The 22,804-nt window shown below is 67.1% G+C and carries 23 protein-coding genes; 16 read left to right on the forward strand and 7 right to left on the reverse strand.

All coding sequences use genetic code 11. The annotated features are described in order from the left end of the window. Positions 1-5: 5 nt before the first annotated feature. On the forward strand, positions 6-830 hold the full coding sequence (pyrF, locus tag V9L21_RS05855) for an orotidine-5'-phosphate decarboxylase (RefSeq protein ID WP_337309954.1): 825 nt from the start codon (positions 6-8) through the stop codon (positions 828-830). Between the two features lie 10 nt (positions 831-840). Here pyrF and V9L21_RS05860 read toward each other — a convergent pair whose 3' ends face one another. After that, a complete protein-coding gene (locus tag V9L21_RS05860) occupies positions 841-1,575 on the reverse strand; it encodes a helix-turn-helix domain-containing protein (RefSeq protein ID WP_258502883.1) in 735 nt (244 codons plus the stop codon). A gap of 141 nt (positions 1,576-1,716) precedes the next feature. Between V9L21_RS05860 and V9L21_RS05865 the strand changes: the two genes are divergently transcribed. The 7 genes from V9L21_RS05865 (at position 1,717) to V9L21_RS05895 (ending at position 8,187) form a co-directional block, all read left to right on the forward strand. Continuing rightward, positions 1,717-2,574, forward strand: coding sequence for a hypothetical protein (locus V9L21_RS05865; RefSeq protein WP_337309956.1), 858 nt, complete (start codon positions 1,717-1,719; stop codon positions 2,572-2,574). A gap of 14 nt (positions 2,575-2,588) precedes the next feature. Continuing rightward, positions 2,589-4,577, forward strand: coding sequence for an MFS transporter (locus tag V9L21_RS05870; RefSeq protein ID WP_337309958.1), 1,989 nt, complete (start codon positions 2,589-2,591; stop codon positions 4,575-4,577). 156 nt (positions 4,578-4,733) lie between these two features. Next, complete coding sequence (locus V9L21_RS05875) at positions 4,734-5,237, forward strand: YiaA/YiaB family inner membrane protein (protein WP_337309960.1); 504 nt, start codon at positions 4,734-4,736, stop codon at positions 5,235-5,237. A gap of 53 nt (positions 5,238-5,290) precedes the next feature. Continuing rightward, complete coding sequence (locus V9L21_RS05880) at positions 5,291-5,758, forward strand: hypothetical protein (RefSeq protein WP_337309962.1); 468 nt, start codon at positions 5,291-5,293, stop codon at positions 5,756-5,758. Continuing rightward, the gene (locus V9L21_RS05885) at positions 5,755-6,558 is read left to right on the forward strand and encodes a DUF2145 domain-containing protein (protein WP_337309964.1); all 804 of its coding nucleotides are present in this window, start codon (positions 5,755-5,757) and stop codon (positions 6,556-6,558) included. The genes V9L21_RS05880 and V9L21_RS05885 overlap by 4 nt, the downstream gene beginning before the upstream one ends. Positions 6,559-6,606: 48 nt before the next feature. Beyond that, positions 6,607-7,716 (forward strand): zinc ribbon domain-containing protein, encoded by a 1,110-nt coding sequence (locus tag V9L21_RS05890; RefSeq protein WP_337309966.1) that lies wholly within the window; start codon positions 6,607-6,609, stop codon positions 7,714-7,716. 90 nt (positions 7,717-7,806) lie between these two features. Next, a complete protein-coding gene (locus V9L21_RS05895; protein WP_157616330.1) occupies positions 7,807-8,187 on the forward strand; it encodes a DUF3597 domain-containing protein in 381 nt (126 codons plus the stop codon). 49 nt (positions 8,188-8,236) lie between these two features. Here the strand turns inward: V9L21_RS05895 and V9L21_RS05900 are convergent, their stop codons facing one another. After that, on the reverse strand, positions 8,237-9,025 hold the full coding sequence (locus V9L21_RS05900) for an SDR family NAD(P)-dependent oxidoreductase (RefSeq protein ID WP_337309969.1): 789 nt from the start codon (positions 9,023-9,025) through the stop codon (positions 8,237-8,239). A gap of 125 nt (positions 9,026-9,150) precedes the next feature. Between V9L21_RS05900 and V9L21_RS05905 the strand changes: the two genes are divergently transcribed. Further along, complete coding sequence (locus V9L21_RS05905) at positions 9,151-9,534, forward strand: hypothetical protein (RefSeq protein ID WP_337309971.1); 384 nt, start codon at positions 9,151-9,153, stop codon at positions 9,532-9,534. A 12-nt stretch (positions 9,535-9,546) separates the two neighbouring features. On the opposite strand, the gene tgt is transcribed toward V9L21_RS05905, so the two are convergent. The 3 genes from tgt to queA are packed head-to-tail and all read right to left on the reverse strand — an operon-like array spanning position 9,547 to position 13,021. Continuing rightward, on the reverse strand, positions 9,547-10,743 hold the full coding sequence (gene tgt / locus V9L21_RS05910) for a tRNA guanosine(34) transglycosylase Tgt (protein WP_337309973.1): 1,197 nt from the start codon (positions 10,741-10,743) through the stop codon (positions 9,547-9,549). Next, entirely contained in the window at positions 10,740-11,981 is a 1,242-nt protein-coding gene (locus tag V9L21_RS05915) for a PQQ-dependent sugar dehydrogenase (RefSeq protein ID WP_337309975.1), read from the reverse strand. The genes tgt and V9L21_RS05915 overlap by 4 nt, the downstream gene beginning before the upstream one ends. Continuing rightward, the gene (gene queA, locus V9L21_RS05920) at positions 11,978-13,021 is read right to left on the reverse strand and encodes a tRNA preQ1(34) S-adenosylmethionine ribosyltransferase-isomerase QueA (protein ID WP_337309977.1); all 1,044 of its coding nucleotides are present in this window, start codon (positions 13,019-13,021) and stop codon (positions 11,978-11,980) included. Before queA ends, V9L21_RS05915 begins: the two co-directional genes overlap by 4 nt. A gap of 136 nt (positions 13,022-13,157) precedes the next feature. Between queA and V9L21_RS05925 the strand changes: the two genes are divergently transcribed. From V9L21_RS05925 to ubiA, 6 genes are all read left to right on the forward strand, one after another. Next, the gene (locus tag V9L21_RS05925) at positions 13,158-13,835 is read left to right on the forward strand and encodes a DUF4166 domain-containing protein (RefSeq protein WP_337309979.1); all 678 of its coding nucleotides are present in this window, start codon (positions 13,158-13,160) and stop codon (positions 13,833-13,835) included. After that, entirely contained in the window at positions 13,832-15,322 is a 1,491-nt protein-coding gene (locus V9L21_RS05930) for a TIGR01777 family oxidoreductase (protein ID WP_337309981.1), read from the forward strand. The genes V9L21_RS05925 and V9L21_RS05930 overlap by 4 nt, the downstream gene beginning before the upstream one ends. 11 nt (positions 15,323-15,333) lie before the next feature. Next, positions 15,334-17,442, forward strand: a complete 2,109-nt coding sequence (gene recG, locus V9L21_RS05935; protein WP_337309983.1) for an ATP-dependent DNA helicase RecG — start codon at positions 15,334-15,336, stop codon at positions 17,440-17,442. Positions 17,443-17,545: 103 nt separating this feature from the next. After that, positions 17,546-18,511 carry a LysR substrate-binding domain-containing protein gene (locus V9L21_RS05940; protein WP_337309985.1) on the forward strand — a complete coding sequence of 322 codons (966 nt, stop codon included), beginning with the start codon at positions 17,546-17,548 and terminating at the stop codon, positions 18,509-18,511. A 153-nt stretch (positions 18,512-18,664) separates the two neighbouring features. After that, a complete protein-coding gene (locus tag V9L21_RS05945; protein ID WP_274708769.1) occupies positions 18,665-19,240 on the forward strand; it encodes a Dps family protein in 576 nt (191 codons plus the stop codon). Positions 19,241-19,299: 59 nt separating this feature from the next. Then, positions 19,300-20,160: a 4-hydroxybenzoate octaprenyltransferase gene (gene ubiA, locus V9L21_RS05950; RefSeq protein ID WP_337309987.1), complete on the forward strand. Its 861-nt coding sequence runs from the start codon at positions 19,300-19,302 to the stop codon at positions 20,158-20,160. A 22-nt stretch (positions 20,161-20,182) separates the two neighbouring features. Here the strand turns inward: ubiA and proC are convergent, their stop codons facing one another. Together proC and V9L21_RS05960 are read right to left on the reverse strand one after the other, a co-directional pair. Then, entirely contained in the window at positions 20,183-21,040 is an 858-nt protein-coding gene (gene proC, locus V9L21_RS05955; protein WP_337309989.1) for a pyrroline-5-carboxylate reductase, read from the reverse strand. Continuing rightward, positions 21,037-22,131 carry an esterase-like activity of phytase family protein gene (locus V9L21_RS05960; protein WP_337310095.1) on the reverse strand — a complete coding sequence of 365 codons (1,095 nt, stop codon included), beginning with the start codon at positions 22,129-22,131 and terminating at the stop codon, positions 21,037-21,039. Before V9L21_RS05960 ends, proC begins: the two co-directional genes overlap by 4 nt. A 299-nt stretch (positions 22,132-22,430) precedes the next feature. Between V9L21_RS05960 and rplN the strand changes: the two genes are divergently transcribed. Beyond that, positions 22,431-22,799, forward strand: coding sequence for a 50S ribosomal protein L14 (rplN, locus tag V9L21_RS05965; RefSeq protein ID WP_009124801.1), 369 nt, complete (start codon positions 22,431-22,433; stop codon positions 22,797-22,799). Positions 22,800-22,804 lie beyond the last annotated feature (5 nt).

Here is a 22,804-nt window from a genome sequence, read left to right on the forward strand (position 1 = left end):
GCCCCATGACTTTCCTCGACAAGCTGGCCACCGCACAGCAAAAAAACGGTTCGTTGCTCTGCGTGGGGCTCGATCCGGAGCCAGCCAAGTTCCCGGGGCAACTCAAGGGCGACGCGAGCCGCATCTATGACTTCTGCGCCCGCATCGTCGATGCGACGGCCGACCTGGTGATTGCCTTCAAGCCGCAGATTGCCTACTTCGCGGCCCACCGCGCCGAAGCCCAGTTGGAGCAACTGATGGAGCACATGCGCCGCAACGCGCCCCATGTGCCCGTCATCCTGGACGCCAAGCGCGGCGATATCGGCTCCACCGCCGAGCAGTACGCCATCGAGGCCTTCGAACGCTATGGCGCCGATGCCGTGACGCTGTCGCCCTTCATGGGCTTCGACTCGGTGGCGCCGTACCTCAAGCACGAAGGCAAAGGCGCCTTTCTGCTGTGCCGCACAAGCAACCCCGGCGGCTCCGACCTGCAGGGCCAGCGCCTTGCGGACATCGAGGGCCAGCCCTTTCTCTATGAGCACGTCGCCAAGCTCGCGCAGGGCCCGTGGAACCTCAACGGGCAGCTCGGCCTCGTGGTGGGCGCCACCTATCCGGCCGAGATCGAGCGCGTGCGCGAGCTCGCACCCACGGTGCCGCTGTTGATTCCGGGTGTCGGCGCCCAGGGCGGAGATGCGGTGGCCACGGTGCGCGCTGGCTGGCGCGCCGATGCGCCGATCATCGTGAACTCGTCGCGCGCCATCATCTACGCCTCCTCTGGCGACGATTTCGCCGAGGCGGCTAAAAAGGCCGCGCGCACCACGCGCGACGCTCTCGAAGCTGCGAAGCCCTGAAACCTGAGGTTCAGGCGCGGCGGAGCCGGGTAAAGGCCTCGAACTCCCAATTCCGCATGCCCAGCAGCAGCGTGTAGCCCTCGCGGTCCTTGGCCGAGAGCTTCTGGTCCGTCTGGTGCTGCTGCGCAAAGTCTTGCGCCACGCGCTGCAGGCGCTCCAAAAACGCCGGCGCCAATGAGCGGCTGATGGAGCCGTGCACCAGCAGCAGCCCCTCGGCCGGGCCGTCGAAGCCGCCGCGGTAGTAGTCGAGCACCACGTTCTCGCGAAAGAACTCCATCACCGGGCCGTGCGGCCGCCAGCGGAAGGTCTTGGCCAGCTTCAGCCGGTAGCGGTTGAGCGGCCGCAGTTCGATGATGCCGATGCGGTCCAGCTGCGCCAGGAAGCCGATGCATTCCGCCTCGGTGATCCGGTACGAAGCCACGATCTGCTCCAGAGTCCACTGGCTCAGCACGCTGATGGCCACCAGCAGCAGCTTCTTGTCCTTGACCACCGCCCTTTCCTGCTCCTGCGTGAGCTCCTTCAACAGCGGCTGGGCGTCGGCCACGCGGCGGGCCAGCTCGGCAAAGTCGATCTTGAGCGCACGGCAGATCGCGTCGACGCGCGACAGCGGCATGTCGCTCTTGGCCAGCATGCGCTTTACGCTGGATTCCGCCATGTCGAGCGACCGCGCCAGGTCGGCATAGGTCATTCGGGCGCTCTTGAGTTCATTCTTGAGGGCTTGGACGAGGTCGACGGTGGTGCTCATGAAAGATGGCTTGTGCGGAGAGGGGTATCGAAAAAGGATACCGAAAGGTGTGAATTAATGCCTCGTATCGATTCTCGATGCCTACAGAGAGGCTGGCAACTAAATTCCGCGGCTCGTACCACCCAACCAACGAGGTCCGCCATGTTCCTGCCCACTCTCAGCCGCCGCGAACGCGGGCTGCTTTTCACCTTTGCGCTGCTCGCGCTGGTGGCTTTGTTCGGCCCCGCGCTGCCCGCGGCCGACGTGGCAATTGCCTCGGTGTTTGCCGACAACCGCGCCTGGCAAGGCCTGCCCAATGCGATGGACGTGCTGAGCAACCTGCCGTTTCTGCTGATCGGCTGCTGGGGCCTGTACCGGCTCAACCGCATCGACCGGGCCCATCAGCAGGCGCTGGCCCAGTTTCCCCTGGCACCCCCGGCCAGCGACCCGCCGGACAACACGCTCGATTGCGCCTGGCTGTTCTTCGCGGGCCTGATCGCCACCGCCGCGGGCTCGGCCTTCTATCACCTGCTGCCGGACGCGCCCCGCCTTGCGGCCGACCGCGCCGGCATGGCCGTGGCCTTTGCCGGGCTGATCGGCATTGCGGTCTGCGAGCGCGTGAGCCAGCGTGCGGGCTGGCCGGCGGCCTGGTTCGTGCTGACGGCGGGGTTGCTCGCGGCCGAGGTGGTCCAGGAGACCGGCAATGTCCTGCCCTGGGCCCTGGTGCAGTTCGGCGGCATGGCGCTGGTGCTGACGCTTGCGCTGGCCACGCCGATGCGCGGCGCGGTCGGCCTCAAGCTAGGCTGGGTGATCTTCTTCTACGCGGCGGCCAAGGCTTTCGAGCTGGCGGACCACCAGGTCTATGAAGCGTCCGGGCAGCTGATCTCCGGCCACAGCCTCAAGCACCTGGTGGCGGCGCTGGCGGGCCTGCCGGTACTGGCGGCGCTCAGGAAGCTCGACGTGAGCTGGCGCGGCACCCTGCTGCGGCACAATCCCGACGCAGCCGCCCTGACGGCCTGAGGAGAATTCTTCGAATGACAACCCCCGCCGCTGCTGCGACTGCCGCCACCGCGCCCCACGAGGCGAACGCGCACGCCAACCAGTTCGCGCTTCTCAAGCAGCGCCGCTTCGCGCCTTTCTTCTGGACGCAGTTCGCGGGTGCTGCGAACGACAACCTCTTCAAGTTCGCCTTTACCGTCATGGTGACCTACCAGCTCCAGCTGAGCTGGATGCCGCCGGCCATGGCGGGCCTGGTGATCGGTGCGCTGTTCATCCTGCCGTTTCTGCTGTTCTCGGCCACGGCGGGGCAGCTCACCGACAAGTTCGACAAGACGAAGATCATCCGGTTCGTGAAGAACTTCGAGATCGCGATCATGCTGATTGCGACATGGGGCTTCATGCGCGCCGATGCGGTGGTGCTGCTGGGCTGCGTGTTCCTCATGGGCCTGCATTCCACGCTGTTCGGCCCGGTCAAGTTCGCCTACCTGCCGCAGGTGCTCGACTCGCGCGAGCTCACGGGCGGCAACGGCATGGTCGAGATGGGCACCTTCGTCGCCATCCTGCTCGGGCAGGTGGCGGGCGGGCTGCTGGTGGCGCTGCCGCAAATCGGCCACACCACGGTGGCGGTGGCCTGCGTGCTGCTGGCATTGGTCGGACGCGGCGTGGCGCAGGCCATTCCGCAGGCACCGGCCACCGACCCGGGGCTGGTGATCAACTGGAACCCGTTCAGCGAGACGTGGCGCAACCTCAAGCTCGCGCACGGCAATATCGTGGTGTTCCGTTCGCTGCTGGGCATTTCGTGGATGTGGTTCTTCGGCGCGGTCTTCTTGAGCCAGTTCCCCAGCTTTGCGAAGGAAGTGCTGCATGGCGACGAGCAGGTGGCCTCGCTGCTGCTGGTGGTGTTCTCGGTGGGCATCGGCATCGGCTCGCTGCTGTGCGAGACGCTGAGCCGCCGGCAGGTCGAAATCGGGCTGGTGCCGCTGGGCGCCATCGGCATGAGCGTGTTCGCCATCGACCTGTACTTTGCATCGCGCGGGTTGCCGCCCGCACCCGCGGCGGCGGGTGCTCATGCCGCCTCGGCGGTCATGGGGCTGGGCGCCTTCGTGAGCCAGGCTGCGCACTGGCGCGTGATGGCCGACCTGGCGCTGCTGTCGCTCTTCGCGGGGCTGTACAGCGTGCCGATGTATGCGCTGATCCAGCTGCGCAGCCAGCCCACGCATCGCGCGCGGATCATTGCGGCCAACAACATCCTCAACGCACTGTTCATGATCGGCAGCTCGGTGCTCGCGGGCGCATTGCTCGGCGCCGGCTTCACCATTCCGCAGATCTTCCTGTTCACCGGCATTGCAAACGCGCTGGTGGCGTTCTACATCTTCATGCTGGTGCCCGAGTACCTACTGCGCTTCATCGCGTGGATGCTGTCGCACTTCGTCTATCGCTTCGAGATCAAGGGCGACGAGCACATTCCCACCGAAGGCGCGGCGGTGCTGGTGTGCAACCACGTGAGCTTCATCGACGCCATCTTGCTGATGGCGGCGAGCCCACGGCCCATCCGTTTCATCATGGACCACCGGATCTTCAAGGTACCGGTGCTCGGCTGGCTGTTCAAGCTGGCCAAGGCCATCCCCATCGCGCCGCAGAAGGAAGACCCCGCCGCCTATGAAGCCGCCTTTGCCCGGGCGCTGCAGGTGCTGCGCGAGGGCGACCTGCTGGCGATCTTTCCCGAAGGCGCCATCACCCGCGACGGCAAGCTGCAGCCGTTCAAGGGCGGCGTGATGAAGATCATCGAAAGCGCGCGCGCCGAAGGCCTCGAGCCGCCGGTGATCCCGATGGCGCTGACCAACCTCTGGGGCTCGTACTTCAGCCGCATCGAGTTGCGCGGCGGCCAGAACGTGGCCATGGCCAAGCCTTTCCGCCGCGGCTTCTTCAGCCGCGTGGGGCTGAACGTCGGCCACGCGGTGCCGCCGGTCGAAGTGCAGCCCGAGGCGTTGCAGCAGCGCGTGAGCGGGTTGCTGGCAGCCTGACGCGCAGAGGCAAGGCCTCGCCGGCGCGCAAGGCGCCGGAAAGTATCTTTTCGGGATACCAGTAGCGGCTCAAACCGGAACTGGCCGAAGCATTTGATCCTCGCGGTGCGGGGGCGAACCATCATTCGCCCACCTTCACTACGCCGCGAGGCATTCATGCAAACCTTCCCTTCCACCACTGTTTCGATCCAGCGCGATACGCGGGCCTGGCAGCTGCAGGTCTGGGCTTCTTTCGCCATTGCCGTGTTCCTGTGCGCCACCGGCTTGAGCTGGCTGCCGGGCGAGGCGCTGGACCGTGCGTTCATGGTGATGGGCTATGTGTTCTGCCTGAGCACCGCCTTCATGCTGGCCAAGTTCATCCGCGACAACCAGCATGCGGACGCCGGTGGCAGCGCAAGCCGCGACGTGCCGATGTGGCGCCTGGTGGTCTGGGGCAGCTTTTTCACCGCCATGGGCCTGACCGGCTGGGGCCTGGTGCGCATGGAGATCAACGATGCCTACAAGGCCTTCCTGGGCGTGAGCTGGCTGTTCTTGATCAGCTCGGCCTTCACGCTGGCCAAGACGCTGCGAGACCGCCACGAAGCCGACCTGGTCGAAGCGCGCCTGCAAGGCCGCCGTGCCGCCCGCCAGGAAGCAGCTGCTGCCGGCTCGGCCGAATGAGCGCGGCTCCTTCACTTTGCTTTGACCCGCACTTCAACCAACGAAAGACCGTCATGAAAAAGTCGATTGCTGCTCTCCTCGTCGCTGCCTGCACCGCGTTCGCCGGCGCCGCGCTTCCCCTTCATGCCCAGGCCCAGAACCACGCTTCGGAGGCTTCGGCCGCCCTCTCGCTGCTGCCGGTGGCCTCGGTGGTGGGGGCTGCATCCGCCGTCGGGGCTTCGGCTACGGCAGTGGTCGCGGTGCCGGCCGCGCTTTCGGTGGGCGGCTCGGTGCTCGCCGTGGTGGCGGCCGAGGCTTCGGCCGACGGCACCGTCTACGTGCTGGAGCGTGCGTCCGATGGCGCCCGCGCCAGTGTCAAGGTCATGGGCCGCGCCGCCAACGGCGTGTCCGCCTCGGTCGGCACGGGCGTGCTGGTCAGCGTGATCGGCACCGGCATCGTGCTGTCGGCCGCGGGCGACGTGCTGGCCTTTGTGCCCAATGCCATCGGCCGCGCGCTGTTGCACAACGAGAGGCTGTCATGAAGCGCACTCTCGTCCAGGCGGTTTTTCCGGCGCTCCTGGCGCTTGCAGCGGCGCTGCCGCTGCAAGCGCAGGCCGGCCGCTCCTGCGAGCAGGCCAAGCCGACCGCCGAGTTGATCGTCAAGGGCATGCAGCTGGCCGAGCGTACGTCGCAGCAGCTGGATGCGAGCGGCGCCCGCGTCGTGCTGCTTGCCCGTGCCGGGCAAGACCTGGGCAAGTACGGCCTGCGCTATTCGCACCTGGGCATCGCCTACAAGACCGAGCAAGGTCCATGGCGCGTAGTGCATAAGCTCAACCAGTGCGGCACGGCCGTGGCCGCGGTCTACCGGCAGGGGCTCGGCGAGTTCTTTCTTGACGACCTCTGGCGCTACGAGGCGGCCTGGGTAGTGCCGGCTCCGCAGGTGCAGGCGCAGTTGCTGGCCGCGCTGCAAGAGCCGCCGTCCCGCATCGTGCGGCTGAACGTGGCGCCCTACAGCATCGTGAGCTACGTCTGGGGGCAGAAGTACCAGCAGTCGAACCAGTGGGCCGTCGAGACGCTGGCCGCGGCCATGGAGCCCGCCACCATTGGCAGCCGCGGGCAGGCGCAGGCGTGGATGCAGTTCAAGGGCTACGAACCGACGGCACTGCGGCTCGGCCCGCTCACTCGTCTGGGCGGCCGCGTGGGGTCCGCCAATGTGGCGTTCGACGATCACCCGAACGACAAGCGGTTTTCGGACCGCATCGAAACGGTCACGGTCGATTCGGTATTCGCGTGGCTGCCGCGCGCGGGGTTGGGTGCGGCGCCGGTAGCGTTCAAGCTGTAGTTGCAAACGGAGCCTTAGCGCTTCGAAACGAAAACGAGGAAGAAAAAAATGAGCAAGTCATTGCGCCTGTCCGAAAAGTGGTTTCGCCGCGGGCTGTGGCTGGTGGCCCTGGTGTTCGCAAGCTTCCTGATCGGGCTTGGCGGCACCGTCGTGGGTGACCTGCCGCAGGTCGAGCGGGCGCTGGAGCTGGACGACTTCATCGACCGTGCCGCGGCCGAGCCGCTGCGCAACACGATCAAGGCGGCGGAACAGACCGAGCTCGTCGCAACACGGGAGCTCGAGCAGGTTCGCCTGCAGCTCAGCGCCGCGCAGCAGGCCAGTGCCAACGCCCGCGAAACCTTCGCCAACTGGATAGCCACGCGGCGCGCCACAGCGCAGCCCGACCAGGACACGGAACTCATTGCGCGCACCAAGGCGCTCGACTCCTTCAAGCAAAAGGAAGACGAGGTTCAACGGCAGGTGAATGCGCAGCACCAGATCGTGCTCGACGCGCGGCAGGGCGAGCAGCGTGCCCGCGAATCGCTCGCCGTGCTGGAGCGCGCCGCCCAGGACAAGCTGGAGGCCGAGTACCGCCGCGTCGAGCTGCGCGTGTTCGGCTACAGGCTTGCGCTCACGCTGCCCCTGCTGGCGGTGGCGGGCTGGTTGTTCGTGAAGAAGCGCAAGGGCACTTATTGGCCCTTTGTCTGGGGCTTCATCTTCTTTGCGCTGTTTGCTTTCTTCGTCGAGCTGGTGCCCTACATGCCGAGCTACGGCGGCTACGTGCGCTACGTGGTGGGCATCCTGGTCACGGTGCTCGTGGGGCGCTACGCCATCGTCGCGCTGAACCGCTACCTTGCCCGCCAGAAGCTGGCCGAGCAGCAGCCCGACCAGGTGCGGCGCGAAGAGCTCAGCTACGACACCGCGCTCACGCGGCTCGGCAAGAACGTGTGCCCCGGTTGCGAACGGCCGGTGGACCTGAAGAACAACGAGATCGACTTTTGCCCGCATTGCGGCATCGGCCTGTTCGATCATTGCGGCCAGTGCGAAACCCGCAAGAGCGCGTTCTCGAAGTTCTGCCATGCCTGCGGTACGTCCGCCGCGGCGCAGGTGCCGCTCGCATCGGCCGCGGAGTCTGCGGATTCGTTCACATCCGGCGCGGCGGTTCGGCCCGCCGTGTAGCGGGAGCGCCGCAGGGCCGTGCTACAACGTCCGGCGGCGACACAACTGTTGCCGCAAGTTTTCAGTTCTCAACATTGACGGAGCACACGCATGAGCATTTTCGGCAGCATTCTTTCCAAGATTTTCCCGTCCGCGAACGCCGCCACCGCCCCTGCTGCTCCGGCAGCACCGGCGCCCGCCGGCGCACCCGCTGCTGCGGCACCGCCGCCAGCCATCACCGTGGTGGACGTCGAGGCCCTGCTCGACGGCATGCCCGGCGCAAGCAGCCTGAACTGGCGCACTTCCATCGTCGACCTGATGAAGCTGCTGGGCCTGGACAGCAGCCTCGACGCGCGCAAGCAGCTCGCGGCCGAACTCAGCTATGGCGCGGACACCAGCGACAGCGCGAAGATGAACATCTGGCTGCACCGCCAGGTCATGACCAAGCTGGCTGCCAACGGCGGCAAGGTGCCGGCCGAACTGCGCGACTGATCTTCGTTGTCGACCCAGCAAAAAGCCCGGCATGCCGGGCTTTTTTGCTTCAGGTCCAGCCGGCGTCCACCACGAAGTCTTGCGCGGTGCACATTTTCGAATCGTCGGCGGCCAGGAACAGTGCCATGGCGGCAATGTCCTCGGCCATCACGCGGCCCGGCAGGCACTGGGCCGCATCGATCTCGGCGCCGGACTCGGGCTTGACCCACAGCTTGATCTGCCGTTCGGTCATCACCCACCCCGGCACGATCGAATTGACGCGGATGTTCTCTTTGCCCAGGTCTCGCGCCAGCGACCGCGTGAGTCCGCGCGCCGCGGCCTTGCAGGCCTGGTAGACGGGGTAGCCCCGGCCCTTGATCATCCAGCTGATCGAGCCGAAGTTGATGATCGAGCCGCCGCCCAGTGCGCGCATGTCGTCGGCCACGGCCTGCGCGGCGAAGAACTGGTGCTTGAAGTTGACGGCCACGAGCCGGTCGAAATCTTCGCTGGTCACGTCGGCCATTTCATGGCGGCGGTCGTTGGCCGCATTGTTCAGCAGCACGCCGATAGGGCCGAATTGCGCGCGCACCGCGGCAATGGCGGCGGCCAGCGCCGCAGTGTCGGTCACGTCGCACTCGCAGAACAGCACGGGGCTGCCGCCCTGGAGTTGGGCCGCGAGCGCACGGCCTGCCGCGGCATCGAGGTCACAGAAGCCAACTTTCGCGCCTTGGTTGTGGAAGGCCCGCACCAGCGCTTCGCCGATGCCGGTGGCGCCGCCAGAGATGAACACGGCGCGGCCAGCCAGCGAGGGATAGCGGGCGGTGTATGCGGTAGGTGATGATGAAGAAGCGGTGGTCATGGCGTTTAGCGTAGCGGATGTACATCTGCAGGCGAACCCGGTTTACTCCTGCGTACCTCCGGTGTACGTGGCGTATGGCTTCCGGCATGTGGGCAGCGGGCGCCTGCGTGGGTAGGCTTGATGCCATGAACATTTCCTATCGTCGCCGCGCGCTGAGCGGCTTTGCCGTCCTGGCGCTTCTACCCTTGGCAGCCGCCGTGCGGCCCGCGCGCGCGCAAGCGCCAGCGCCCATTCAACTCTTCAAGCTGGTTTCGCCCAAAGACGAGATCATCGTCGGGGTGGAGGCGGCGCAACTCGGCACGGGTTCAGGCCCCGGCGTGCAGCGCCTGGCCGAGCTGCTCGCGGCCAAGGGGCAGCTCACGCTGTGGCAATACGCATCGCAGAAAGACGCGGGGGGCGCGCTCATTCAGGCGCCGCTGCGCCAGGTGGCCGTCTTCAAGAGCGAGCTGCTGCGCATCGAGCCCTACACCACGCCGCTTGCCGTCAAGGCGCCGGCTGCCGCGAAGTAGACAAGCGGGCGGCTACACGCCCCGTGCGCGGTCGGCCTTGAAGCGCGCCCTGAAAACCGTGAAAGTGCCCGCCTCGAGCGATTCGCGGATTTCGCGCATCAGGTTCAGGTAGTAGTGCAGGTTGTGGATGGTGGTGAGCATCGGCCCCAACATCTCGGCGCAGCGGTCCAGGTGGTGCAGGTAGGCGCGGCTGAAGCCCTCGCGTCCGCCGTCGTTCCAGCTCACACCCAAGGTGCCCGCACAGGCATGGCAGGTGCAGCTCGGGTCGATGGGCTGCGGGTCGTTCTTGTGGCGCGCATTGCGCATCTTCAGGTCGCCGAAGCGCGTGAACAGCGTGCCGTTGCGCGCATTGCGGGTCGGCATCACGCAGTCGAACATGTCCACGCCGTCCGCCACGCCCTGCACCAGGTCCTCGGGCGTGCCCACGCCCATCAGGTAGCGCGGCTTGTCGGCCGGCAGCCGGTGCGGCGTGTGGCCCATGATGTGCAGCATCTCTTCCTTGGGCTCGCCCACGCTCACGCCGCCGATGGCGTAGCCCGGAAAGTCCATGTCCACCAGCGCGGCGAGCGACTCTTCGCGCAGGTTCTCGAACATGCCGCCCTGCACGATGCCGAAGAGCGCGTTCGGGTTTTCGAGCCGCGCAAATTCATGCTGGCAGCGCTTGGCCCAGCGCAGGCTCAGTTCCATCGAAATGCGCGCCTCGGCTTCGGTGGTGATGTGGCCCTTGGTGTCGTAGGGCGTGCACTCGTCGAACTGCATCACGATGTCGCTGTTCAGGATGGTCTGGATCTGCATCGAGACCTCGGGCGTAAGGAACAGCTTGTCGCCGTTGACGGGCGAGGCGAACTTGACGCCCTCTTCGCTGATCTTGCGCATTGCGCCCAGCGACCAGACCTGGAAGCCGCCCGAGTCGGTGAGGATGGGCTTGTTCCATTTTTCGAACTGGTGCAGCCCGCCGAAGCTCGCCATCACGTCCAGGCCGGGGCGCATCCACAGATGAAAGGTGTTGCCCAGGATGATCTGCGCGCCCATCTCCTCGAGGCTGCGCGGCATCACGCCCTTGACGGTGCCATAGGTGCCCACGGGCATGAAGATCGGCGTTTGCACCACGCCGTGGTTGAGCGTGAGCGTGGCCCGGCGCGCGTGGCTGTCGGGGTCGGTCTTGAGAAGTTCGAACTTCAGGCGCGGCAGGGACGTGGTGTCGGTCATTTCTGGGTGGCGGCGCCGGGGTCCGGCAGCAGCATCAGGATGGTACGGTTGAAGTCTTCGACGGCGAGCAGGCGGCCCTGCCGGTCGACGGTGATGCCGGTGGGGCGGCCCATGGGGCGCACGCCGGGCTTGGGGCTCCAGCCGGCGAGCCATTCGATGGGCTTGCCGGAGGGCAGGCCCCGCGCATCGAGCTTGTAGCCCACCACGCGGTGGCCGGGCGCCTGGTGGCCGCGCCATGCCACCAGCAACTGGCCCGCGAAGCGGCTGCCCACGGGCCCGACGATCATCTGCAGCGGCGCAACGTGCGCCGGCCAGAGCATCAGCGGAGCCTCGGTGGTCTTGCAGTCGTGCCGGTTCTCGTAGCCGCGCGCGGGCCGGCGGTTGCCGACGCAGTAGGGCCAGCCATAGTCGCGCCCGGCCCGCAGCCGGTTCAACTCTTCGGGTGGTTGTCCCACGTCTTCGTAGTCGATGGAGTTCTCGCCCTGCAGCACGGTGCCCTTGGCCGGGCCGTCCGGCAGCACCGTCAATGCGACCGAGTTGCGCAGGCCCGTGGCAAAGGGCTTGAAGCTCTGCAGCTTGTAGTCCGGCCCGGAGAGCACGGCTTCGTACACCGCGGCGCGCGGCTTCGGTCCGGCCAGGTCGGGGCAGGGCAGCGGGTATTGCTTCGACGAGGTATCGCGGCAGGCATCGGAATCGGAGCCGACGTTCACGTAAAGACGCCCGCCGGGTCCGAACGCGAGTTCCTTGAGCGGATGCGTGCCGTCGCCCGGCAGCCCGTCGATCACCGTTTCGCGCTGCAGTGCGCCGCCGGGCGAAGGAATAGCCGTGCGCCAGACCGTGCCCGACTCGCCGATGTAGATCTTGCCGTCAGGTCCGGCAACGAGCCCCAGGGGCCGGTCCAGCTGCTCGGCCAGAACGCTGAAGCGCGCGCGCCGCGGTGCTGGACCGTCGGTGGGCAGCACCATCTCGAGCAGGCGGCCGCGGCGCGGTTCCCACGATCCCATGTCGACCACCCAGTAGCGGCCGGGCGCGACCTCGAGGATGCGCCGGGGCGCGCGCAGGCCCTGTGCCTCGTCGGCCAGCAGCGCGACGCAGGTGCCTGCGGGGCTGCCGACGTCGAGCCGCGCATAGTCGCCGCAGAGCCCCTGCGGCGTGTAGCCGCGCGCATGGCCGGCCGTCGGCAGCAGCATCGCGCACCCGAGTGCGGCCAGCCAAAGGCGCGGGGCGCCGGTCTTCATGGCGCGGCGCGCGCCAGCAGCATGGCGTCTCCATAGCTGAAGAAGCGGTATCGATGCGCAATGGCGTGGGCATACAGCGCCATCACGCGCTCGTAGCCTGCAAAGGCCGAGACCAGCATCATCAGCGTGCTCTTCGGCAAATGGAAGTTGGTGACCAGCAGGTCGACGTGCTCGAAGGCAAAACCCGGCGTGATGAAGATGCGCGTGTCGCCGCTGACCTCACCGCTCTTGGCCCACGATTCGAGCGTGCGCACGGTGGTGGTGCCGACCGCGACCACGCGGCCGCCGCGTGCCTTGCATTCGGCAATCGCGCGCTGCGTGGCTTCGGGCACCTCGTAGCGCTCGGCATGCATCGTGTGCTCGGCAATGTTCTCGGTCTTGACGGGCTGGAAAGTGCCGGCGCCCACGTGCAGCGTGACGTTGGCGCGCTGCACGCCGCGGGCTTCCAGTTCGTCCAGCAGCCCTTCGTCGAAATGCAGCGCCGCCGTGGGTGCCGCCACGGCGCCGGGCACCCGCGCGAACACGGTCTGGTAGCGGCTCTCGTCGTCGGCCGAATCGGTGTGGGTGATGTAGGGCGGCAGCGGCACGTGGCCGCAGCGGGCCATCAGTGCGTAGGGGTCTTCGCCGGCGTCGCTCTCAAAGCCGAACCGGAACAGCGCGCCATCTTCCTCGGGCCAGCGCCCCAGCAGCGTGGCGCGAAATCCGCCCACCATCTGCAGCGTGGTGCCGACCGGCGGCTTCTTGCTGACCTTCATGTGTGCGACGACTTCGTTGCCCTGCAGCACGCGTTCGACCAGCAGTTCGAGCTTGCCGCCGGTCGGCTTCTCGCCGAAGAGGCGAGCCTTGACCACGCGCGTGTCGTTGAAGACCAGCAGATCGCCTTCGCGCAGCAGCGAAGGCAGGCTCTTGAAGATGCGGTCGGCCGGCTCGCTGCCGGTGCCGTCGAGCAGGCGGGAAGAAGTGCGTTCGGTGGCCGGGTGCTGCGCCACCAGTTCGGGGGGCAGGTCGAAATCGAAATCGGAAAGCGTAAAGGCGCGCATGGTGCTTGAGGGCCGGACGGGCCCGTGCCAAGGAGGCATGGGAAGAGAAAAAGGCGGAGAGCGGCGATTGTCCCATGGCCCGGAATCACAGCACCGCTCAGGGGTTGGCCCGGGGTTGCCGAGGCAGAATCGACGCATGGTCGATTCCTCTGTCGTGCGTGTCACGCCGTCCCCCGCTCCTCCTTCCGAAGGCGAGCTCTTCAAGAAGATCCTGGGCGGTGCCTGGATGGGCCTGCACCCCGACATCCGCCGGCGCTTCGACAAGAACCCCTTGCCGGGCAAGGCGCTGCACTACCTGGGCGCGCTCAGCGAACTGCGCTGCTCGCGCTTCGGCAAGCTGCTGGGGCACCTCACGCAGCCGATGATCCAGGGCGCGCTGATCCCCTACAGCGACAGCCACTTTCCGGTCGAAATCCAGGTCTACGCCCGGCCCGGCGACCCGGCCATCTACAAGCAGCGCATCTATCGCCTGCATGGGCGCCAACCCATCCAGTTCACCAGCTTCATGCGAGAGAGTGAACGCGGCGAGGTGCTGGAGTACGTGGGCATGGGGCTAGGCATGAAGCTGGTGCTGAGCGTGGAAGCCAACGGCAGCCTGCATTTCCAGAGCGACGGCTATTTCTGGGAACTGTTCGGCTGGCGCATTCCGCTGCCGGGCCTTTTCACGCCGGGCAAGACTTTTCTGTGGCACCACAACGAGACGCCCGAGCGCTTCAACATCCGCATCGAGATTCGCCACTGCCTCATGGGCACCACCTTCACGCAGGTCGGCGTGTTCGAAGAAGTGACGCAGCCGCAGGCGGTGGCCGCATGATCGACACGCACCTGCTGGCCCTGCAGCTCATGGCGGTGCAGGGCGCGCTGGGCGCCTTCGACACGCTCTACCACCACGAAGGCACAGAAGCCCTGCCGCGCCGCGGCACGGCGGGGCACGAACTGGCGATCCACGCCACGCGTTCGTCTATTTATTGCCTGCTGTTCCTCGGGCTGTCTGCGTGGGCCTGGCACGGCGCGTGGGCGTGGGTGTTGCTCGCGGTGTTCGGCGTCGAGATCGTGCTCACGCTGTGGGACTTCGTGGTCGAAGACGGCAGCCGCCTGCTGCCGCCGACCGAACGCGTGACGCACACGGTGCTGGCCATTAACGCCGGCGCGTTCATCGCATTGCTGGCGATGAGCGCGGTCGGCTGGGCCGCGCAACCGACCGCGATGGTCTGGCAGCCGCACGGCTGGCTCAGCGCCTTCCTCGCGCTGTGCGGCGTGGGCGTCGGCATCTCGGGCATGCGCGACGGCTTTGCGGCGCGCGCGCTGTTCAAACAACAGAAGCAGGCGCAGGCGCGCGGCGCCCAGGCACCGGTGCACTTCGGCACGAAGCCGCAACAGGTGCTGGTGACGGGCGGCACCGGCTTCATCGGCCAGATCCTCGTGCGGCACCTGCTGGCCGATGGCCACGCAGTAACGGTGTGGACGCGCAACGCGCGCGCCGCCGCCTGGGGCTTCGGCGGCGCGGTGCGCTGCGTGGAGTCGCTCGACCAGATTCCTGCGGCGGACGCCGTCGATGTCATCGTCAACCTTGCGGGCGCGCGCATCCTCGGCCAGCGCTGGAGCGCGCGGCGCCAGCAGCAGCTGCTGCAAAGCCGCGAGGGGCTGACGCAGCAACTCGTCGCATGGATCGCAGCGCGCCCGCGCAAGCCGTGGCTGCTGCTCTCGGGCTCCGCCATCGGCTACTACGGCGTGCAGCCGCAGGGCGACGCCACTGAACTCACCGAAGACGCGCCGCCGCAAGACATCTTCATGTCGACGCTGTGCCAGCGTTGGGAGCAGGCGGCGCGCGCGGCAGTGGCGCACGGCGTTCGCGTCGCCTGCCTGCGCTTCGGATTCGTGCTGGGCCACCAGGGCTCGCTGCCGCAGTTGCTGATGCCGGTGCAACTCGGCATGGGTGGGCGCCTGGGCAGCGGGCGGCAGTGGCTCTCGTGGGTGCATGTGCACGACCTGATTCGCGCCGTCGCACACGTGTGGACCGCGACCGAATCTGCCACCGGCCCCGTCACCGCGCAGGCCTTCAACGTCACCGCGCCGGGCACACTGGGCCAGGAGGCCTTCACCCGCGTCGCGGCCAGTGTGTTGCATCGCCCCTGCTGGATGCCCACGCCCGCCGCGCCCGTGAAGTGGTTGCTGGGCGAGCAGGCCGACCTGCTGCTCGAAGGCCAGCGCGTAGTGCCGGCGCAGCTGCTGCGCACCGGCTTCCAGTTCATGTTTCCCGATGCCCGCAGCGCCTTGACGGACCTTTGCCGTCCACGCTAGAAGCCTTGCCCGTGCCCGCCAAGAAAGAACCGACTCCCCCCGCCGCGCCGGCACAACCGCCCGGTGCCGGCCTGAGCGCCGTGCAGCGCTCGCTGCGCAAGCTCGGCCTGGTGCGCGACATCGATTTCGCGCTCTACCTGCCAATGCGCTACGAGGACGAGACTCGCATCGTGCGGCTGGCCGACACGCGCGACGGCGACATGGCGCAGGTCGAGGGCGTGGTGACCGAATGCGAGGTGGTCTTCCGCCCCCGCCGGCAATTGATTGCCACCATCGACGACGGCAGCGACACCTGCCAACTGCGCTTCTTCAACTTCTACCCTTCGCAGCAGAAACAGCTTGCGGTGGGTGCGCGCGTGCGCGTGCGGGGCGAGGTGCGCGGCGGCTTCGTCGGGCGCCAGATCATGCATCCGACCGTCAAGGCGGCCGGCACTTCGCTGCCCGAGGCGCTCACGCCCGTGTACTCGACCGTGGCCGGGCTCCCGCAGCCCGTGCTCCGGCGCGAGGTGCGTTCGGGCCTGGCACGTGCGGTGCTCGACGAGACGATTCCGGTGCAGATTGGGCTGCGAGGCGCCTGGGACCTGCGCAGTTCGCTGACCTTTCTGCACTACCCCACGCCCGACGTGGCCATGGCCACGCTCGAAGACCACAGCCATCCCGCCTGGCAGCGCATCAAGGCGGAGGAGTTGTTGGCGCAGCAGCTTTCGCAGCTGCAGGCGCGGCTGGAGCGGGCGGCGCAGCGCGCACCGGCGCTGCCTTCTTCGACCGAGCCGGAGCCGAGCTCGCTGCATGCGCAATTGCTCGCGGTGCTGCCCTTCGGCCTGACCGGCGCGCAGCAGCGCGTGGGCGAAGAAATCACGCGCGACCTGGGCCGCGAGATTCCGATGCACCGCTTGCTGCAGGGCGACGTGGGCTCGGGAAAAACCGTGGTGGCGGCGCTTGCCGCGGCGCGGGCCATCGACGCGGGGTTTCAGTGCGCATTGATGGCGCCGACCGAAATTCTTGCGGCCCAGCACTTCGGCAAGCTGGTGGGCTGGCTCGATCCGTTGCTGGCCGAGCGGGGCTTGCGCGTGGCCTGGCTCACGGGCAGCCAGAAGAAGAAGGAGCGCGACGCCATGTCGGCCGCGGTGGAAAGCGGCGAAGCGGCCCTGGTGATCGGCACGCATGCGGTCATTTCGGAAAAGGTGCGCTTCAAGAACCTGGCGCTCGCGATCATCGACGAGCAGCACCGTTTCGGCGTGGCCCAGCGGCTCGCTCTGCGCGGCAAGGCTGGTGGCCATCTCGAACCCCATTTGCTGATGATGAGCGCCACGCCCATCCCGCGCACGCTGGCGATGAGCTATTACGCCGACCTGGATGTCTCCACGCTCGATGAACTGCCGCCGGGCCGCACGCCCATCGTCACCAAGCTGGTGGCCGATCACCGTCGCGACGAGGTGATCGACCGCATCCAGGTGCAGGTCGAGCAGGGGCGGCAGGTGTACTGGGTGTGCCCGCTCATCGAGGAAAGCGAGGCGGTTGACTTGCGCAACGCGACCGAGACGCGCGACGAGCTGGCCGATGCACTGGGCCCCGCGGTCAACGTCGGGCTGCTGCATTCGCGCATGCCTACCGCCGAGAAGCAGGCCGTGATGGCGGCTTTCACGGCCAACGAGATTCAGGTGCTGGTGAGCACCACGGTGATCGAGGTGGGGGTAGACGTGCCGAACGCCTCCTTGATGGTGATCGAGCACGCCGAGCGCTTCGGCCTCTCGCAACTGCACCAGCTGCGCGGCCGGGTCGGACGCGGCGCTGCGGCATCGGCCTGCGTGCTGCTCTATGCGCCGGGCGACAGCGGGCGGGTGGGCGAGGCGGCGCGGGCCCGGCTCAAGGCCATGGCCGAAACCAGCGACGGCTTCGAAATAGCGCGCCGCGACCTCGAGATTCGCGGCCCGGGCGAGTTTCTGGGTGCGCGCCAGTCGGGCGCACCGTTGCTGCGCTTTGCCGACCTGACCACCGACGTGATGCTGCTCGACTGGGCGCGCGAACTGGCGCCGGTCATGCTTCAAAAGCACCCGGACCTGGCGCAGCGGCATATCGACCGCTGGCTCGGCACCAAGGCCGAGTACCTGAAGGCATAGGGCGGTTTGCGGCGCCGGCGGGCAGCCGATGCGGCCTCCTTGCCCGAAAGGCGACCCCAGACCGCGCCCGGTCACACACCCTTGCGCATAATTGACGCAAGCTATGACTCTCACAGAACTCAAATACATCGTCGCAGTAGCCCGCGAACGGCACTTCGGCAAGGCGGCAGAGGCCTGCTACGTCTCCCAACCGACGCTGTCGGTGGCCATCAAGAAGCTCGAGGACGAGCTCGAGGTCAAGCTCTTCGAGCGCAGCGCGGGCGAAGTAACCGTTACGCCGCTGGGCGAGCAGATCGTGCAGCAGGCGCAAAGCGTGCTCGACCAGGCCGCCAGCATCAAGGAAATTGCCAAGCGCGGAAAAGACCCGCTGGCCGGGCCCCTGAACCTGGGGGTGATCTACACCATCGGCCCGTACCTGCTGCCCGATCTGGTGCGCCAGGTGATTGCGCGCACGCCGCAGATGCCGCTGGTGCTGCAGGAGAATTTCACCGCCAAGCTGCTCGAAATGCTGCGAGCCGGCGAGATCGACTGCGCGATCATGGCCGAGCCGTTTCCCGATACGGGCCTGGCCATGGCACCGCTCTACGACGAGCCGTTCATGGCGGCGCTGCCCGTGAAGCACAAGTTCGCGGACCGGGAATCGGTGACCTCCGACGAGCTGCAGAACGAAACCATGCTGCTGCTGGGCACCGGCCATTGCTTCCGCGACCATGTACTGGAGGTGTGCCCCGAGTTCGCCCGCTTCTCGAGCAATGCCGAGGGCATTCGAAAAAGCTTCGAGGGCTCGTCGCTCGAAACCATCAAGCACATGGTGGCGTCCGGCATGGGCGTGACGCTGGTGCCGCGCCTCTCGGTGCCGGCCGAAGCGCTCAAGCCCAAGGTCAAGGGACGCAAGGAGCCCGAGCAGATGGTGCGCTACCTGCCGGTGCGCGACGCGCAGGACCGCGACCCGCCCACGCGGCGCGTGGTGCTGGCCTGGCGCCGCACCTTCACGCGCTACGAGGCCATCGCCGCGTTGCGCAATGCCATTTATGCGTGCGAGCTGCCGGGCGTCAAGCGGCTGTCATAAGGCTGCCGCAGGAGAGAGCAAACTCGCGAACTTGGCCTACGTGGAGGCCATTCGAATTCATTCATCGCTGGGATAGAGTGACGCTGTTGCGAAGCCGCGGGTCGGCTTTCAAAATAACGGTGTCCCTAAAACTTGAAGAAAGAGTTTCACGCCATGGCAAAGGATTCGAAGAAAGCGTCGTCGTCCTCTTCATCGGGCAAGGTGCCCAAGAAGGGAGACGCCCTGGTGGCCCAGGAGTCGGGCAGCCGCAATGCGCCGATCATCAACATCGGCATCGAGCGCCAGGACCGTGCCGCCATTGCCGAGGGCCTGAGCCGCGTGCTGGCCGACACCTACACGCTCTACCTCACCACGCACAACTTTCACTGGAACGTGACGGGGCCGCACTTCAACTCGCTGCACGCCATGTTCATGACGCAGTACACCGAGCTCTGGGGCGCGACCGACATCATTGCCGAGCGCATTCGCGCGCTGGGTCACTATGCGCCGGGCTCCTATGCCGAGTTCAGCAAGATCGCCACCGTGCCGGATGTGCCGCAGACCCCGCCCAAGGCAATGGAGATGGTGCGCATTTTGGTGAAGGGCCACGAAACCGTGTCCCGCATCGCGCGCGAGTTCATTCCGGTGGCGGAAGAGGCCGGCGACGACCCGACGGCCGACATGCTGACCGCGCGCTGCACGGTGCACGACCAGACCGCGTGGATGCTGCGTTCGCTGCTCGAAGACTGAGCGGGCGCGAACCCGGACCCCGAGAGCGGCACAATGGCCGCTCTTTTTTTGCCCGCCGCATGCTTGCCCGCCGTTTTGCGCTTTATCTCGACCTGATTCGCTGGAACCGCCCCGCCGGTTGGCTGCTGCTGCTCTGGCCGACGCTGGGTGCTCTCTGGTTTGCGGCCGAGGGGTGGCCGGGCTGGCACCTGCTGGCCGTGTTCGTGCTGGGCACCATCCTGATGCGCAGCGCGGGCTGCTGTGTCAACGACGTGGCGGATCGCGACTTCGACCGCCATGTGAAACGAACTGCGCAGCGGCCGGTGACCAGCGGTGCGGTCTCGGTCAGGGAGGCGCTGGTGCTCGGCGCGGTGCTGGCGTTGCTGGCCTTTGCGCTGGTGCTCACGACCAATCGGGTGACGGTGCTGTGGTCGTTCGCAGCGCTGGCCATCACGCTGGTCTATCCGTTCGCCAAGCGCTTCGTTTCTGTTCCTCAGGCGGTGCTCGGCATTGCCTTCAGCTTTGGCATTCCGATGGCGTTTGCGGCGGTGCAATCCACTGTGCCGGTATTCGCCGCTTGGCTGCTTGCCGGCAACCTGTTCTGGGTGCTGGCCTACGACACCGAATACGCCATGGTCGACCGTGACGACGACCTCAAGATCGGCATGAAGACCTCGGCCATCACCTTCGGCCGCTTCGACGTGGCCGCGGTCATGGCGAGTTATGGCCTGTTCCTGGCCGTCTGGGCCTGGGCTGGCGCCAGCCGGGGGCTCGGCGTGGTGTTTTTCGCCGCCATTGCCATTGCCGCGGTGCAGGCGGGCTGGCACTGGCGGCTGATTCGCGACCGCACCCGCGACGGCTGCTTCAAGGCCTTCCGGCTGAACCACTGGCTGGGGTTCACCGTGTTCGCCGGCATCGCGGCCGGTTATGCGCTGAGATAGAGCGATCGTGAAGCGGGGCCGCTCAGGCCTTGCCGAATTCTTCGCCCAGTTCAGCGGCGCGTTGCTGGGCCGCGCGAATGGCGGTCTTGAACTTTGCCTTGACGTCGGCGCCCTCGAGCGACGTGAGAGCCGCATAGGTGGTTCCGCCCTTCGACGTCACGCGCTCGCGCAGCACCGAGGGCGGCTCGGTGGCGCTGTGCGCCAGCGCCGAGGCGCCGGTGAAGGTGCCGATCGCCAGCCGCAGGGCCTGGTCGGACGAAAGGCCCATCTCGACGCCGGCCTCGGCCATCGCCTCGATGAAATAGAACACATAGGCAGGGCCCGAGCCGGACATGGCCGTGACTGCGTCCAGCGCGGCTTCGTCGTCGACCCAGAGCAGTTCGCCGGTCGGGGCCAGCAGTTGCGCGACCAGTGCCCGGTCGGCGGCGTCCACGCCGGCCCGTGCGTAGAGGCCTGTCATGCCCTGTCCGACCAGCGCGGGCGTGTTGGGCATGGCGCGCACCACGCGCTCGCTGCCGAGCCAGCGTGCGATGCTGCCCGACGGAATGCCCGCGGCGACGCTCAAGTGCAAGGCGTCTTCGGCAAAGGCGCGCACCGGGCGGGCGGCTTCCGCAAAGGTCTGCGGCTTGACCGCCCACACCACCACGGCGCAGCGCGAGAGAGCCTCGCTCGCCTCGGCCTGCGCGGTGATGCCGAAGGATTGCGCCAGCTTCTGGCGGGCCTCTTCGAAGGGTTCGACCACCTCGAACGCGTCGGCGGGCGTGCCCTGCTTGATGAGGCCGCCGATGATGGCGCTGGCCATGTTGCCGCCGCCGATGAAGGCAACGGGAGGAAGCGGTGCCGGCGCGGTGCGGGGCAGGAAAGTGACTGCGATGGTCATGGTCGGTCGGTGTATTCGAATGCCGCGAACTGGGTTGTCTGCAGCGGGTTGAAATTGTCGTCGCTCACCACGACCAACATGCGCTTGCCGCCCGGCAATGCCGGGCCCCAGCAAAGGCCTTCGGTGTTGTCCAGTCGCGAAAGGCCGAGCGAGGCGAAGTCGGCAACCAGCGTTTTCGCGGCGGGTCGGTGGCTGCCTGCCGCGAGCACGCCGGTATTCAGCACATCGGTCGCGTCGCGGGTTTCGATCTCGTAGAGGCGCAGCGAGTTTCCGGCGCCAGTGGCGTAGGCGCGCTCGAGCACCAGCATGCGATCGTTGTCGAGCATCAGGATCTCGCTGATGCCGTTGTCGGCATGGCTGCCGGGAAGGAGCGGCCGCAGAGGAATCGGGTCGGGAACGTAGGCGATCTGGCGAACGGTGTGGCCGGTTTCCAGGTCGACCTGAGTCAGGCGGCATGGGCCCCCGGCCGCCTGGGTGGTGGGCACCGGGCCGTCCTGGACCAGGGCGTTCTCCATCGCAAGCCAGGCATGGCGGCCGTCCGGCGTCACTGCGAGGCCTTCGAAACCCAGGTTGTCGCGCGGACCGCGCTGCCGGGCCGGATCGGGAGTGAACATGGCCGGGAGCGCGAATTCGCGCAGCAGGCGACCATCGCGCGCCGATTCATAAAAGCTTGGGCCGAACCCGCGCAACACGTCCCCTTCGCTCACCCAGAGAAGGGTGCCGGTCCCTGGCCGCAGGCGCAGCGATTCGGGGTCTGCCACCGGGGTGCCCGGCTCGGCGCGGCGCCGGTCAGGCCAAGAGCCTCCGCCGGGTCGTTGCAGCTGCACCACATCTCCCGGCGCTGGCGCCTGCGTCCAGGGCGGGCGCCAGGAGGCGGTATAGAAACGTGCGGGGCTCAAGTCAGATCGGTCATCACATAGGAGCAAGTACTCGCTTCCATCTGCGTCGTAGTCGATGCCCGAAAGGCCGCCCGCGGTTGTGCCCTGTATATTCAGCCGGTGCGGCCAGTGGGCTTCCGCAATGCGGCGCAGCCTTCCCGCCCCTGGCACCGGCACCACCGGGCTCCCGCAGCCACAGAGTCCCGAGCCCATAAAGGCGGCGGCTGCGCCAGCCAGCAGCAGCCGGCGACGCCCGGGCGACGTGGTTTCCTGAGGGGCTGGAATAAAGGTGCGCACGCCGCCAAGTCTAGTTCCAGCGCATTTCCGGGCCAGAAGGCTGTTGACAGCCTTTTGCCTGCGTGCCACAATCGCTGGCTTCGCTTCAAAAAGGCGAAGCTTTCAGCCCAAAGCGGAAGTGCCTCGAGTGGTTCGAGGTGCAGACGACGGGCCCAAGACTGACCGCAGCGTCTCCCTCCTGGAGGCGCATCGGTACAAGTTGGGAACTACTAGCAATGATCCAAACTGAATCCCGGCTCGAAGTGGCCGACAACACAGGCGCGAAGTCCGTCCTGTGTATCAAGGTGCTCGGTGGCTCCAAGCGGCGTTATGCCAGCGTGGGCGACGTCATCAAGGTCAGCATCAAGGAAGCCGCTCCGCGTGGTCGCGTCAAGAAGGGCGAGATCTACAGCGCAGTGGTGGTCCGCACCGCCAAGGGCATCCGTCGCGCCGACGGTTCCCTCGTCAAATTCGATGGCAACGCAGCTGTGTTGCTCAACGCCAAGCTGGAGCCGATCGGCACCCGCATCTTCGGACCGGTGACGCGCGAGCTGCGCACCGAAAAGTTCATGAAGATCGTGTCGCTGGCCCCCGAAGTTCTGTAAGGACA

Origin of the sequence: Variovorax sp. CCNWLW235, assembly GCF_037204085.1 — a bacterium.
Classification (GTDB): Bacteria; Pseudomonadota; Gammaproteobacteria; order Burkholderiales; family Burkholderiaceae_C; genus Variovorax.